Annotated in this window: 9 protein-coding genes; 2 read left to right on the top strand and 7 right to left on the bottom strand. The window is 25.9% G+C overall.

The window, feature by feature from the left end; genetic code table 4:
* Window positions 1-53: 53 nt before the first annotated feature.
* The 7 genes from MCAV_RS00445 to nrdI form a co-directional block, all read right to left on the bottom strand.
* The gene (locus MCAV_RS00445) at window positions 54-1544 is read right to left on the bottom strand and encodes a hypothetical protein (RefSeq protein ID WP_391591934.1); all 1491 of its coding nucleotides are present in this window, start codon (window positions 1542-1544) and stop codon (window positions 54-56) included.
* A 156-nt stretch (window positions 1545-1700) separates the two neighbouring features.
* A complete protein-coding gene (locus MCAV_RS00440; RefSeq protein WP_391591933.1) occupies window positions 1701-2360 on the bottom strand; it encodes a diadenylate cyclase in 660 nt (219 codons plus the stop codon).
* Window positions 2360-3340 (bottom strand): hypothetical protein, encoded by a 981-nt coding sequence (locus tag MCAV_RS00435; protein WP_391591932.1) that lies wholly within the window; start codon window positions 3338-3340, stop codon window positions 2360-2362. The genes MCAV_RS00440 and MCAV_RS00435 overlap by 1 nt, the downstream gene beginning before the upstream one ends.
* Window positions 3330-4001: a CDP-diacylglycerol--glycerol-3-phosphate 3-phosphatidyltransferase gene (pgsA, locus tag MCAV_RS00430; RefSeq protein ID WP_391591931.1), complete on the bottom strand. Its 672-nt coding sequence runs from the start codon at window positions 3999-4001 to the stop codon at window positions 3330-3332. The genes MCAV_RS00435 and pgsA overlap by 11 nt, the downstream gene beginning before the upstream one ends.
* A 128-nt stretch (window positions 4002-4129) precedes the next feature.
* A complete protein-coding gene (locus tag MCAV_RS00425; RefSeq protein WP_391591930.1) occupies window positions 4130-4480 on the bottom strand; it encodes a hypothetical protein in 351 nt (116 codons plus the stop codon).
* 164 nt (window positions 4481-4644) lie between these two features.
* Window positions 4645-6744: a class 1b ribonucleoside-diphosphate reductase subunit alpha gene (gene nrdE / locus MCAV_RS00420; protein WP_391591929.1), complete on the bottom strand. Its 2100-nt coding sequence runs from the start codon at window positions 6742-6744 to the stop codon at window positions 4645-4647.
* 54 nt (window positions 6745-6798) lie between these two features.
* On the bottom strand, window positions 6799-7230 hold the full coding sequence (gene nrdI, locus MCAV_RS00415) for a class Ib ribonucleoside-diphosphate reductase assembly flavoprotein NrdI (RefSeq protein WP_391591928.1): 432 nt from the start codon (window positions 7228-7230) through the stop codon (window positions 6799-6801).
* A gap of 425 nt (window positions 7231-7655) precedes the next feature.
* On the opposite strand from nrdI, the gene nrdF reads away from it, so the two are divergent.
* On the top strand, window positions 7656-8627 hold the full coding sequence (nrdF, locus tag MCAV_RS00410; RefSeq protein WP_391591927.1) for a class 1b ribonucleoside-diphosphate reductase subunit beta: 972 nt from the start codon (window positions 7656-7658) through the stop codon (window positions 8625-8627).
* A 460-nt stretch (window positions 8628-9087) separates the two neighbouring features.
* Entirely contained in the window at window positions 9088-15441 is a 6354-nt protein-coding gene (locus MCAV_RS00405) for an ABC transporter permease (RefSeq protein ID WP_391591926.1), read from the top strand.
* The last annotated feature ends 172 nt before the right edge of the window (window positions 15442-15613 follow it).

Genomic DNA, 15613 nt, shown 5'->3' with positions numbered 1-15613 from the left:
ATTAAACTTTTAATAAATTACAAATTAAAAAAGATGCATTTATTTTTAACTGTTTATAAAATTCGGTCGATAATAAAATATCCCATAATAAAAACGGTGAATACTAAAAAAATAATGCCAATAATTAAATAAACTAGTAATTGTTCAAATGATAAATAATGTAAACTAAAGAAAAGAACAGTAAAGAAAATGCCTAAAAAAACTGCAAGTACTTTAAAACGATCATAAATAGAAAATTTTTGTAAGAAAAGTAATCTTTTCACTTTTGGTGATGCTGTTTTAATAAATGAATCAGTTGGTTTGTCTTTATGATAATAACTAAAGGGGGTATTTAACTTTTCTTGTGAAACTGTTTCGCCAATTGGAATGAAATGTTTTTTTTGATTAACTAATTTCTGATTTAATTGTTCAGTCTCTACTGCAGTTAATTTTTGTTCAGTGGCAACTAAATTTGGATCAAATACTAAATAATCAGAAGCTTTGCAACGACGGTTTAGTTCAATTCTACCTTCTTGATTAACAAAAGGTTTTTTTAAATCTTCAGCAGCTCAATTGTTCTGATTTTTTAGTGAATGAGCTAAACGTTGTTCATTAGTAGTAATTAATGAACCACTAATAAATTGATCTTGATCACTAACACTAAGTGTTTCACGATCACTTGGAGCTTGGTCTAAATATTTTTTTAATTGATTTTCTGTTTCAATACTACCATTAGGTTTTCAACTAGTTAGTTTTGCAACATTAGCATCTGCACCAATTGAATAGTGAATTTGATCATCTAATGACTGAGATTTAGTTTTAGGTTTAACTTGTTGATTAGTTTTTTGTTTATGAGTTCGATATTCATTATTAAAATCAATTAATGAACCGCTAATAAACTGATCTTGGTCACTAACACTAAGTGTTTCACGATCACTTGGAGCTTGATCTAAATAATTTCTTAACTGTTTAACTTGATTTTGCTTTGATTTTAAATTACTTAATTGATCAGCACTAAAATCATTACCAATCAAATAATTAATTTTTTTAACTGGAAGATCAGTTGCAACTTCAGTTTTGCCAACTAATTTTTTAGCAATTTCTTTTTGTAAGGCACTAACTGAAATTAGTTTTTTTTCAGTATCATTACTTGTTTCATTAGTTGTTGGATTAGTGGTTAATACTTCTTTTTTGTTTTTTTTAAAAGAAAAAAATTTAGTTTTCTTAGGTACATCAACAACTTTAGTTTCATTTGAACTTTCAACTGTATCTAATTCTTGTTCTAATTTTGCTTTAAACTGAGATTCACCAGATAAGAGATGGTCTAATTTATTTTCACTTCCAACATAATGAGTAATTTTAGTGTCGTTGTTGTTAGTGTTTTCTAAATCAAATGATTTTTGTTGCGCTTGATTGTCTAATTGAGTAGCTTTTTTTTGATTAATTGGTTGGTTAGTTTTAAAATCAAGTCGGCCTTGATCATCATAAAACGTTTTACTAATACGCAAACGTTTATCTAAATCTTCTTTGCTTGGCTGTTGATCTTTAGGGTCGATATTTTTCATATTAACTTATACTCTATTACTAAAAAGGATTAACAAATTAGTATTAATTATTTTCTTAATTTTAATTTAGTCATCAATCAATAACTAATAAGAAAAATCAAACAAAAAATAATTTGCTTAATTATATCATATTTAAAAAATATGATAATTGAATCACTATTTTTTTTCTAAAGTATTGTGAATAATTAAATCAATATCAGTATTCAAACTTTTTTTGTTTAATAATAAATCATAAATTTGATTGGCCAATTTTTGATTGTTTTTAGATAATGCTGTTAGTTCACCCTTTCTAGCACAAGAGATATTACCACTAGTTTCAGAAACTACAAACGCTAAAGCATCAGTTACTTCACTAATTCCTAATGCTGCTCGATGGCGTGCACCAAAGACTGAACCTAAATGTTGTTTAGTAACTGGAAAATATGAAGCAACCGAAATAATTTCATTTTTTCGTACAATCATCCCCCCATCATGCAATGGTGAAGACTTATTATAGAAAATGTTAGTTGTGAATTCAGAAGAAAATTTTGCTTGAACTGAATAACCTAATTTAACATAATCAGATAAGTCGTTTTTTTGTTCAATGACAATCAAACCACCAACAACATCATATGATAAACGATTAAGCACTCCTGCTAGTTGTTGAGCAAAATTCCGATATTCTAAATGATCAATTCTAGTTTTCGCAAAACAATTTTTTCAAATTTGTTTAAAAAAACTTTTAACATTTTTATTAGTAAATAAAAAATAGCAAGCAATAATTAAAAATAGAAGATTAATGGCAACAATAATAAATAATAAAATTCGTTCTAGCATTATTTAGTTTTCCTTAATCATATTTTAAGATTATTTTTTCTAAATCATTGATAAATTTCAGTTTGATCAGTTTGAGCAATTTTTTCATGACCATAAAAACTAAAAATTAAATTACTTTTCTTAATTTTTGAAGCAGTAATTTTTGTCAATAGTTTTTGAAACTGTTTTTGATTATTAACTAAATATTTAATTGGAAAATTTATTACTAATGGATGAAGTGGATTAATTAAATTAGCATAATTTTTTAAAAAGTGAAAATTGGCAACTCGTAAAAAAATTGGTTTTAAGTGTTCAGGAATTGTTTGAATAAAAAAATCATCTAAATCTAAAATAATGTTTTTTAAATCAATAATTTGACCAAAATAAAATAATTGTTGATTCAAGCCGTGTTTTAATACTAAAATATAACTAATTTTATACTGTTGCAAAAACGTACTTAAAGCTTTTTTTTCATGAGCAATTGCTAAATTATTAATAAATTCATTAGGATCAAATTGTTTTAAAAAAAGATGATCACTATAATCAGAATTATAAATTCCTAATTCACCAACTTTAATTAATTGATAATAATCAAAAAAATCTTGACCAAAAATTGTTTGATAAGAACGTAACTGATAATTACTTTTACTTGTAATTAAAAAATGATTAATGTATTCAATCATTCATTTAATTTTCTGTTCTGTTTTTAATAAAACTGTTTGATAATGATCATTACTAAAATCTAAATGAATGAAAACAGCATAAACAAATTTGTTAGTTAAAAAAAATAATTTTTTTTCTTTTTGTAAAATTGTATTAATTAAAATGGCAATATATCGTTCATAAAAAGTTGATTGTTTTTTTAAGTTTAAACAATAAAAATCTAATGTTAATAAAATTCCTTTTTCAGTTTGATTTTTTAGTAAAAAATGACAAAACTGTTGTTCACCATACACTGGTGAGACAAAAATTTTATTTTGATAAAAAAAGTTATTTTTCAATTTTTAATCTCATTTGTTTCTGTTGTTGATAAAAAAGCCAACAATAGTCAATTAAAGCAAGATATGACAATAATAAAGCAATTAGACTAAAACCATTTTGAACTAAATAATAAAACCAATATTGCTCAGTTGTATAACTTGTGATTGATTGATTAAAAACTAAACTTAAAATCACAATTGCTACCATTTGCATTACTGTTTTTCATTTACCAAAATTTCTTGCAGCAACTAAAATTTGATAGTGTAAGCAATACATGCGAATACTATCAACAATAATATCACGCACTACAAATAAAATTACAATTCAACTAGGAATAATGCCATAACTTGCTAAAGCAATAAAAACGCCATTGACTAAAATTTTATCAGCAATTGGATCTAAGATCTTACCATAATTAGAAACCACATTTCATTTTCGTGCTAAATAACCATCAACTCAATCACTAATTGCTCCAATAATAAAAACAATTGCTGCTACTAAAAACAATGCTGATATTCTAAAAGTGACAACAATTGAAATAAATGAATAAGTATAAACTGAACTCTTATCTAAAAAAGCTAGAAGATAAAATAGAATGCTTAAAAACCCTAAACCAATTCTAATTGTTGTAATAAGATTAGGAATTTGTTTTTTAGACAATTTGATCGAACTAAATTTCATAATGTTAAAACTATTTTATTAAAAATTTTGTTAAATTCATTAAAACAACTACATGTTTTTTTATCATTTAATAACATGTAGTTGTTTTTTAAAAATAAATTATCAAAATTAATATATAAAACTATAAACTAATTTTTTTTCTTAACTAATGGCTTTTTCTCTTCATCAGAATTTTGTTTATTTTTAGAAGTGTTTTTATCAAAAATGGACTGAATAAATTCTTCAAAATTAAATCCTTTTTCCTTCCATTGATTTAATACTTCTTCCATGTTTTTGCTCATCTGTTCATTAATGGGACCAAAAATTTCATCAACATTAGCAAACTGGGTAATATAAATTGCAACTAATTCTTCAATCGTATTAGCTTTAGCAAAATAAGCAAAATTATTTGGGTCAGCTTTAATTTTAGTTAATTGTTCTTTTAATTTCTGATAATCTTTTTCACTAATTTCAATTGTTAAAGTAACTTTTTTATTCATTATGGATTAAATTCTATTTATAAGATAATAATTTAAAAATAAATTTTAATTGTAATCAATTATTAATTGGCAATTAAAATTTGCTAAGTAAACAAAATTAATTAATTTATTGGACAAAGTTCAAATAATAACTTTAATTATACCATTTCATTTTTATAATAATACTAAACTGCACATGCTAAGCATTCATCAACTTCTAAGTTTTTGGTTCGTGTATAATAGAGTGATTTTAAACCTTTTTTTCAAGCATAAATGTATAATCGGGCTAATTCTCTTGTTGATGTTTGATTAGTTACATATAAAACTGTTGAAATTCCTTGATCAACATGTTTTTGAATTGCTGCAACTAGATCAATCATTTTATATTGATTAATATGATAAGCTGATTTGTAATATAAAACATTTTCTTGATTTAAAAATGGCATTGGATAATAAGTTAGTGAATCACCATACATTCGTGTTTCAATTGTATCAATAATTGGTTGGATTGAAGCGGTTGATGATTGAATGTAACTAATTGATTGGGTTGGTGCAATTGCTAAACGATAAGCATTATATAACCCATGTTCTTGCACTAGTTTTTTTAATTGAACTCAATCTGCAATTGTTGGTAGTTTAATTCCTTCAAACATTTCAATAATTCTTAAACTTTTAGGTAAATAATTTGTTCTTAAATAATCATCAAAATAAGAGCCATCAGCATAATCTGATTTTTCAAAACCAACAAATTTCACCTTTTTTTCTTGAGCAATTTGACAACTAGTTTTAATTGAATAATAATTAATTGCAGCAAATAAAACTGAAGCAAATTCAATTGCTAATGGATCATCATAACCAATTTTGTTTTTGGCTAATCATCCTGCTAAATTCATTGCTCCCAATCCAACTGCATGTAATTCTTGATTAGCTTTTCTAACACCTGGAGCATTAGTAATATTAGATAAATCAGAAACTTGAGTTAATGCTCTAATAGCAACATCAACTGAATTTTCAATATCTTTTTTTTCCATTAAATTATTAATGTTAAGTGAACCTAAATTACAACAAACATCATAACCAATCTGATCTTCTAATCCATAATCATTAATTTTTGATGTTGTTTGAATTTGAAAAATTTCTGTACACAAATTACTCATTTTAATTTGTCCTAAACCTTTTAGAGGATTAGACTTATTAGCATTGTCACGATAAATAATATAAGGATAACCTGATTCAAATTGTGTTTTAGAAATTTGTGTTAAAATACTGCGGGGATTTTCTTTGCGTTTAATCACATCAGGATCATTAATTAAACGATCATACCATCGATCCATATCTAAATCATCTAAGTGTTTGTGATATTTTTTATAAATCGTATATGGTTCAAAAATATAAAATGGTTGGTTTGCTGCTGCTAATTCAAAAAACTTATTAGGAATAATTAAACCAATTGATAAAGTTTGAATCCGTGATTTTTCATCAGCATTAATTTTTTTACAATCTAAAAATTCTTTTAAATCATAATGAAAAATGTTTAGATAAGCCGCTCCTGCTCCTGGTCTTTGACCTAGTTGATTGGCATAAGAAAAGACGTTTTCTAAAATTTTTAAAACTGGCATCACTCCTGAGGCTGAATTTTTAATTTTTAAAATTTCTGCACCACGAGCACGCAGTTTTGATAAGTTAATAGCAACACCACCACCAATTTTAGACAATTGCATTGCATTAGAAATAATGAAGTTAATTGAATTTAGTGAATCATCAACTTCAAGTAGAAAACAAGAAACTAAACCCCCTTTACGTTTTTTACCAGCATTTAAAAAAGTTGGGGTTGCTGGTTGATAACGTTGTTCGATCATAGCAATCGCAAGTTTTTCAGCAAATTGAAAATCACCATTAGCTAAATCTAAAGCAACAGCTAAAATACGATTTTCATAGTTTTCTAAAAAATTTTTTCGATCATTAGTTTTTAATGCATAACTTTCATAAAACTTACTAATGGCCATATAAGAAGTAAATGAAAAACGATATGATTTAAGTTTTTCAGCTAAATGAATCACATCTTGATGGTTATATTTAGCTAAAAAATCAGAATAATAATTATTTTCAATTAGTCATTGGATGTTTTCAATGGTATCACCATGAATAATTGTTAAATCTTCAATTGATCTTTGATATTCCTTAATGGCTAATTGATCTTTTTCTAAATCAAAAAAACCATCTTTTTTTCTTTGATTTAATAAGTTGTTATATTCAATGTATTTTGGGGCTTGTTTAATATTCATTTTGCTTAATCTAACTAATCAATAATCTTTTTAAAATTTAATTTTTAATAATAATTAGGAATGAAATAAAAATTCAATTGATCGCATTTTTTGATTTGTTGCTTGCTTAATTTTACTTACTTGATTGCTTAAGGATTTAAAAAGAGTTTCAAATTTTTCAACATCTGCTTCAGTTCCAGAAAGTTCAAACTTCATTAATAGGGGCACTTGATATTTTTGAGCAATTAAATCACCTGATCGAGCAAAAAAATTGCCAAAATTACGGTTTCCACTTGATACTACTGCTTTAAGTCACTGATGGTTTTTAACTAAAAACTTTTCAACAATTTCAGGTACAGCACCAATTTTATCAGTATAAGTAATTAAACAAAAAGGTTCATTAACAATTAAATTATCTGATTGCAAATGAATTATTTTTTCAATTTTTTGCAATCGGTTAATAAACCGTTGAATGTTATTAGTGCGACTAGCATAGATTAGTAACATAAAAAGTAACTTATTTAATAAACCAAAATTTAATTTAAATATTTTAAAAAAGATTAATTTGATCAAAATTTGATAACAAATTTATTCAATTTTTTAAAAATTTATTATCAATAATTGTTCAAATGTTTAATAATTCTAACTAAAATAAACGTTTTAAAGCATTTTTTTAAAAAATTAATAATAGTTGACTATCTTTGTTTAATCATTAATTTTATAAAAATTTTTTAAAAAAGTTTTAAGTTTTAAGTTAAATTTTACCCAACTAAAAAGCATTTTAATTAGATAAAATTGATCATTTTAGTGATTAATCACTTTTTTTAAGATGAAAATGAAAGATTGATTCTAAGAAGAAAAATTTAATTGATAAAAATAAAATTGTAAAATTTGAAATAGATTAGTAAGAAGAGATTGAGATTTTGAAGCATATGAAAAAATTTTTAAGAGCAGTTAACTGAAACAGAATGGAAGATGATTATTCTAAAATTTTTTGAGATCAAAATGTAAGACAATTTTGAGTTGATGAAGAAATTCCATTATCTAATGATAAATTACAGTGAGAGACTAAATTAAATCAGATTGAGAAAGATTTATATGAAAAGGTTTTATCAGGATTAACTTTACTTGATACATATCAAGGTGCAGTTGGTATGAGCAATTTAGCACTTAATTTTGATAATTTGCATGCTAAAGCAACATTTCAATTTATGGGAATGATGGAGCAAATGCATGCTAAAAGTTATTCTTCAATTTTCTCTACTTTATCAACAACTGAACGAATTGATGAATTATTTCAATGATCTGAAACAGAACCTAAATTACAAAAAAAACTAAGAATGATTTTAAATTACTATGAAAATATTAAAAGTCCACAAGACTTGTATATGGCCATGGTAGCTTCAGTTTTTTTAGAATCATTCCTTTTCTATTCTGGTTTTTTCTATCCTTTATTTCTTGCTGGTAGGGGTTTAATGATTAAAAGTGCTGAAATTATTAACTTAATTATTCGTGATGAAGCAATTCATGGTTTATATATTGGCATTCTTTCAACTAAACTATTAGAAACTTTTAATCATCAAACTAAAGGTGAGATTTATTTAAACGTGATTAAATTACTTGATGAACTAATGAAAATTGAAGTTGAATACACTAAAAGTTTGTATCATGAAGTCAATTTAGTCGATCAAGTTTTAATTTTTGTCGAATACAATGCTAATAAAGCAATGCAAAATCTTGGATATGATCCCCAATACAAATCAATTGCTGAAGATGTTAATCCAATTGTTTTAAATGGAATTAACACCCAAACTAAAAACCATGATTTCTTTTCAACTAAAGGTAATGGTTATATTAAATCAACTAAAATTGAAGAATTACAAGATGAAGACTTTGAGTTTTAAAAACTAAGTAAATGCTTAATCTAATTTATACTAATTTTTTATTAAGATCAAAATTAATAATTATTATTGCTTTTATTAAATCTTATTTATAATAAAATCAATTTTTAATATTAATACTATATGCAAATACAAAAAATTATGATTAGTATTGATCATAATCTTTTTGGTTATTAAATTATCAAATAAAAGGTTGATTCATAAGTTACAACTTACCTTTTATATAATATGATGTATCTAATTTAAAAATTAATACAATTTCATGATAATAACAACATATTTTTAAAAAATATCTTGTTTTATTGATATTAAAAAAGTCTAAAAGGATTTTTTTACTTTGTTAGTTTTTCTTAAAAATATTTTTAGAAGTCTTAAGACCAATTGATTATCAATTATTTTATTGGTCTTTTTAATTGGTGTTATTAGCACAGTTTATTCAACAACAACGAACTTGATTAACAATTTGAAAAAAAACGTTAATCAAGTAAATGATCAATCTAATGTTCATGATGCTGTTATTAATCCTAGTTATGGTTATGGTTTTGCTAGTTTTATTGCTCAAAACCAACCACAATATCGTTCAAAAATTGTTAGTAACATTAATTCAACAGTTGGTAGAGGATATAGTAAAGTTGATAATAACTGAGTCTTAAATAGTGGTGTTGCGCCAATTAGAAATGATAAAGCAACCCCACCAGCATGTTATCGTCAAGGTTCATCTTTTTCTGAACCACAATTAATTTATAACTTTTTAAATCCCAAAGGAATTTTATTTAAAGAAGATGGTAAATTAGTTGAAACTCAAGAAATTCCTGTAACCCAACAATGTGGGATTAATGGTCCTGTTAGTGAACCAAGAATTTTAAAACAAAATGCATCATCTAGTTCAGAAATTGTTGGTTTTAACTACGTTAGAAATATTTTTGACAATGCTGTTAGCAACAAAAGTGATGAAGTTGGAATTTATGAACTAGGTTCAGGTTCAGCATTTTTAGCAAAAGCACCTGCAGTTGGTGCTAAAGATACAACTAAATTTGAAGGTTTTATTCCAGTTTCAAAAAAAGTTAATATTGCAACTAACATTTTAAATCCTTCTCAATCTAATAACAATTCTAGTTGAACTAAAGCCTTTAGAGAATTTTTTGATTTTTTTCAACCTAAACAAAATAATCCAGTAGTTAATCCTAATCCAGTAGCTACACCTAATAAAAAATCAGTTGTAATTAAACACCAAGAAATAGTTAATACTAATAATCCTAATTACAATTTAACTGATTTTGATCAAAGAATTGCAACTAGTTTATTAGAACCAATTGATAATGAATTAAGAATCGATGAAATTCCTACTAGCAATCTTGTTAACATTATTAAAAACTTAGTTAATAGCAAAAAAATTGATATTACAAGTAGTACTGCTAATAATGCAGCTGCTGGAAGTGGTCAACAAGCACCAGTGGCACCAATTGATATTAATAACACAACAATTCCTGACAAAATTGCTCAAAATATTTATAAAATCATTTTTTATCAATGACAAAAAAAGAGTGCTAGTGCTAATGATAATAATACCATTAAAAACTTTGATCAAGTTAATGCTGAATTAAGTGCTAATAATTATGATGAAGTAAAAAGTATTGTTGGAAATGAAGATAAAGATATGTTTCAACAACTAACAGAAACTCAAAAATTCATTTTTACTTCTACTGATCCAAACATTCGTAAAATTGTTATTAACGCTTTTAAGGGTGGTACTACTTTAAATGATGGTGATAAAAAATTATTGTTTGATACAGCAACTGCAGCAATTAAAGACGCCATTATTTCAAATAACAACACCCGTTCATCTGATCAAGTTACTGCAATTAAAGATTTTATTATTAAACATAATTTATGAAATGTTAATTATGTTTTAGATCGTTTTCAATTTACTGATCCGATTACTAAAGAAACCAAAGTATATCAAGTTAACAACAATAACATTCGATCAATTGTTGTTAATCAATCAAATGATGATAGTGATCAAACTAATAATAGTTCTAATCAAACTGAAGCAACAAACGCTAATGCAGCACCTGTTATTAGTTATAAAATCATTCAAAGTAATGATCAGCCAGATGTTGATTATGTTGATCGTTTAATTATTCAATCAGGTAATCCTTTAATTTATCGACCTAGTTATAATAATTATCAAATTTTACAAAACTGATTAAATTGAAGAAACTTTAGTCGCAACATTCCTGTAAGTCAAGAAATTCCTTTTATTGAATTACTAATTCGTGCTAAATATACTTCTACTAAAATTCGTGATACTTTTCAAGCATATTTAGCATATTTAAAAGACAAAAATAATGTTGCTCTAACCCCACAACAAAAAGAAGAAATTACTGATTATTTAAACCAAATTGAAAATGGTTTTTGAAACTATAATGGTTATCAGTTAAACTTTAATTTTACTTCAGTTGATTTTTTCAGACCATTAATTGCAATTGATTCACCATTACAAAAAATTACTCAAATTCCTGCTCCTGCATCAATTACTGATACTACTGCTCATTTTGTTGTTGTTTCACCAGAATTTGCCCGTCGTTTTAATAAAACACCTGTTAGCAATGAAATTTATAACACTTTTAAATCTTTAGCTAATGCTCAAACAATTAATGAAGAGCAATGAGAAGAAAAAGTTAATAATTTTGTTAATGATCCTAAAAATGAACAGTATGTGCTTAATGCTGGTGGATTAAAATCAATTATTGTTGGTATTGGTATTACAGCTGATTTTGTTTTTCCATCAATTTCATTATTTAACTTAATTCCTAATCCTAGCAATGAAGCATTAATTTATACTAATAGTAATGGTTATAGTCGTTTTCTAGCACGTAATCCTGCAGGAACTCCTGAAAATTATGTTGCTATATCAGTACCATCACAAATTAAAGCAATGGGATTAACTAAACAGTTTTTAACTGAATTAGCAGCCCAAATTAATAATTATGGTAATGATCAGCGAATTTTTTATAATGCTGATGATACTAGCATGACTTTTTCAGCCAGTGCTTATCGACTAGTCTTTGTTGATCGAATCGTTCAAATTTTAAATTTAACTAGTTACTTACTAATTATTATTGTTGTTGTTCTAACACTATTTGGTGTTGTCGTATTAATTCGTCGATACTTTAATAATTATTCTAAAGTATTTGGTAATCTAGGTGCTAATGGTGCATCAAAATTAACAATTATTTTATCTTCAATTTTATTTGTTACCATCCCTGCAGTACTTGGTCCAATTTTGGGTTATTTCATTGGTTTATTAACTCAATCAGATGTCTTTAAAATTGTTGCTAACTACTGATTTTTAGATTCAACACCAGCAGACTTTAGTTTTCTAACACTAATTGGTCATATTGCTGTTCCATTAGCAATATTAGCAGGTGTAGCGATTATTGCTTCAGTTTTAACTCTAAAAGCCTCATCATTAAACTTAATTCGTGAAAATCCGATTTTCAAACAAAATCGTTTCAGTTTAAAAGTTAATAGTTTGTTCAATTCACTAACACCATTGTGGAAGTTTCGTTTAATTGTTGTTAATAACTCAATGCCAAGAATTTTATTATTATCTGGTATGAGTTCATTGATGATGATGATTTTAATTTTCACCTTTTCTAATATTGGTCAGTTTACTAAAGTTGCCTCACATGAAATTAGTACGAAAAAATTTGATTATGCAGTGCAATATACAACACCAACTTCAGAATATCGTCAAACACCATTATTATCATATAATCAGTTAGGACAAACTTATTTAAATAATATTAGTCAAAAAGTTCCTGCTTTATATTTTGATCAAAATAATGAAAAACTAAATAAATTAGATTTTGATGTTAATCCTAATAATCCTTTATTAGTTTCTTCTAACATTAATAACTACTTCCAAAATAGTGTTAATAAATTTGCTCAAAATTATAAAACTGAAATTAGTACTAATCCTGCTTTAGCTTTAACTAATTTAAATAAAGAATTGCATTTTGATCCTGCTAAAACTAATAGTTGAGTTCAAAATAGTATTTTATCTAATTTCTTATTACGTTCTGAATGAGATGCAACTAATAAACGTTTCAAATCAAATAGTTTACCAAAATTAGATAGTAATAATGCTAAACAACATATCTTTTATTATTCATCTCCTCAAGCACGTCAATTAAAAGTTAGTTCTAATAATCAAAATACTAATATTGTTAATGCTAGAAGTATTGAAGAGCACCAAAATGCTTTTGCACCAGATATTTCTAAAGATTCATCAGAATTTTATTATGCTGATTATGTTCCAGTTAAAGCAGAAAATACAGATCAAAAAGATGGTAACAAAGTTGTTTTAGCACCAGATGGAACACCGTTATTTCAACCATTAGCAGATTTGTATAAAAATAAAGCCCCATTATTAAAAAATAATAATGGAACTAATAAAGAATATGTTTCTTACACTACTTCTTCAGAAAAAGAATATAGTAGTCGTTGAATGACAGAAAATGAAGATTTTCATGAATTTACTTACACTGATCCTAATGCAGTTGTTGATCCTAATGTAACTACTGATAACAATACATCTGCTGATCCTAATGCAACTGCTGGTACTAATGGCGTTGCTGGTGGTAATGGAGTTGTTGATCCTAGTACAAATAATAGTGCTGGTGGTAGTGGAAATAATGGTGCTAATGCTGGTGGTAGTGGTGGTAGTGCTGGTGGAAATAGTGTTCCTGATTCAAATAATGCTCAGTCACAACCTAGTGCTCAACCAGCAAGTCCTCAACCACAACCAAATCCTCAACCACCAACAAATCAGAAAAAAATTAAATTACCGCACTTAAACCGTTTATATCGTGATAATGCTAATTACTGAATTTTCTCAATTGATGATCGAATTGATGCACAAAAAAATTTAAACTTTTTATTAAATCGGGTTTTAGTTAAAATCTTACTTGATAATACAATTGAATTTAATGATTTTGGTTTAAAACTAAGAGTTAACTTATGAGATATTATTAATCCGATTTTACAACAAGTATCACCAGCAATTTTAAATCAAATTGATAATAATAACATTCGTTTAATTCGTAACATTATTTCTAGTCGTTATGGTGCTTTCTTCATTAACCGTTTCTTTACAATGCACCAATTACAATATGATGTTAAAGACTTTAATGATGGTGATTCATTTAATGGTCGACCAAGTTATTTAATTAAACCTGAAGATATTACAAAAATTAATAGTAATAGTAATGATTCAGAAAATAAACTTACACCAGGACTATATTATTTAGATGGTAGAAAAACAGTGTATTTATACTTAAATCCATTCCAAAATAATAATGATCATAAACCAGAAAACCGTTATTCTTATTTTGCTTTATTCCGACCTGATTTCTTATATTTAATTTTATCAATTTTAAATGATCCTGCTTTTGCTCATCCTGATGTTGGCCCAACCAAAATTAGTTTAGGTGATCAAGTTGTTTTAGCTGATTATAGTAATCCAACAAAACAATGAACTACTACAGGGATTCCTGAAACTGATGCTCAACAAAATGTTGGTTTAACTGCTTCTAGTTTCAATTCAGAAATTAAGTATGATCAAGTTTTAAATGGTGATCAAACTTTCACTTACATAAATGGTAATTTCTCTAATCAACAAGATAATAGTCACATTATTGGACTAAAACAAGATGCAAGGGGAAGTTATATTCATTTAACTGATGAAAATGGTAAAACGATTAATCAACTACTATATCAAGATATTGAAACAACAGATGATAATCAGCCAGTATATCCAATTATTGTTAATTTATTTACTGCTAAAAAATATAATTTGCATTTAAATCAATTATTAACTTTTAAAGCTAATAATATTACTAAACGTTTTGCTGATCGAATCAATCGAACTAATTCAAGTCAAAATGTCATCTTTAAAGTTGTTGGCTTTAATGAAGCATATTATCAAACTGCTTACTTTATTTCCCAAAAAAATGCTAATACAATTTTAGGATTAAATTCTGAATATGGTTATAATGGATTGTTTACTAAACAAGATGGTCGAAGAGTTCAACCAATTCAGTTTACTTCAGCCTTTTCAGTCTTTGCTAATTCAGGAATTTATAATCCAATTCAGTTTGATCCAAGTTCAGCTGCAACTAAAGAATTGTTATTACAACCACAAACCCAAATTGGTAGAATTAATATTCCATCCAATATTGATAATTTAAGAGCTCGTTTTAATATTCCAAGTAACTTAGTACAAGTTAGTGATATTATTACTTTCTTAAGAAATGTTTATGGTGATCTTGCAATTAATCCATGAATTACTAATTTAAATGATTCAAATACAACTAATTTATTATTTGATCGTTTATCAAATACAGTTCAATCATTTGTCTCAATCATCTTAATTATTTTCATTCCATTATTAATTATTATGGTGTTAATGGTTACTTCATTAATGATTGATGATTTAAAACAATTATCAGTTATTATGATTATGTTAGGATTTAATAATTGAGAAAATACCGTTACTATCCTAACTTATCTATTACCAGTACTAACTATTTCTTTAGTTGTAAGTATGCCATTAGCAGTATTATTCTTACAAACATATATTGGTATTATCTTAAATTCTGTTGCTTTATTATTACCAATTAAGTTATTAGCTTGATACTTCTTATCTAGTATTGGTGTATTATTAACGATCTTTGCTTCAGCATTCTTCCAATCATATTTCAAATTGAAAAAAATCTTTTTACCTGTGGCAATGAAAATCTTTGCTGATTAATAAATTAATTTTAAACAAACAACTTCATCTTGTAAAAAAACACAATTAATCAAACAATTGTGTTTTTTTATTGTTTCATTAATATCCTTTTAAAAATTAAAAAAATTAGATTAGTAACTGTTTGAGTTAAATTAAATCTAAAAGAAGATTAGATAAAAATATTAGTTAATAA

Source organism: [Mycoplasma] cavipharyngis, from assembly GCF_042984175.1.
In the GTDB taxonomy this organism is placed as follows: Bacteria; Bacillota_I; Bacilli_A; order Mycoplasmatales; family Mycoplasmoidaceae; genus Mycoplasma_N; species Mycoplasma_N cavipharyngis.
Note: the sequence above shows the minus strand (reverse complement) of the source record. Positions and strands in the feature narration are given on the sequence as shown.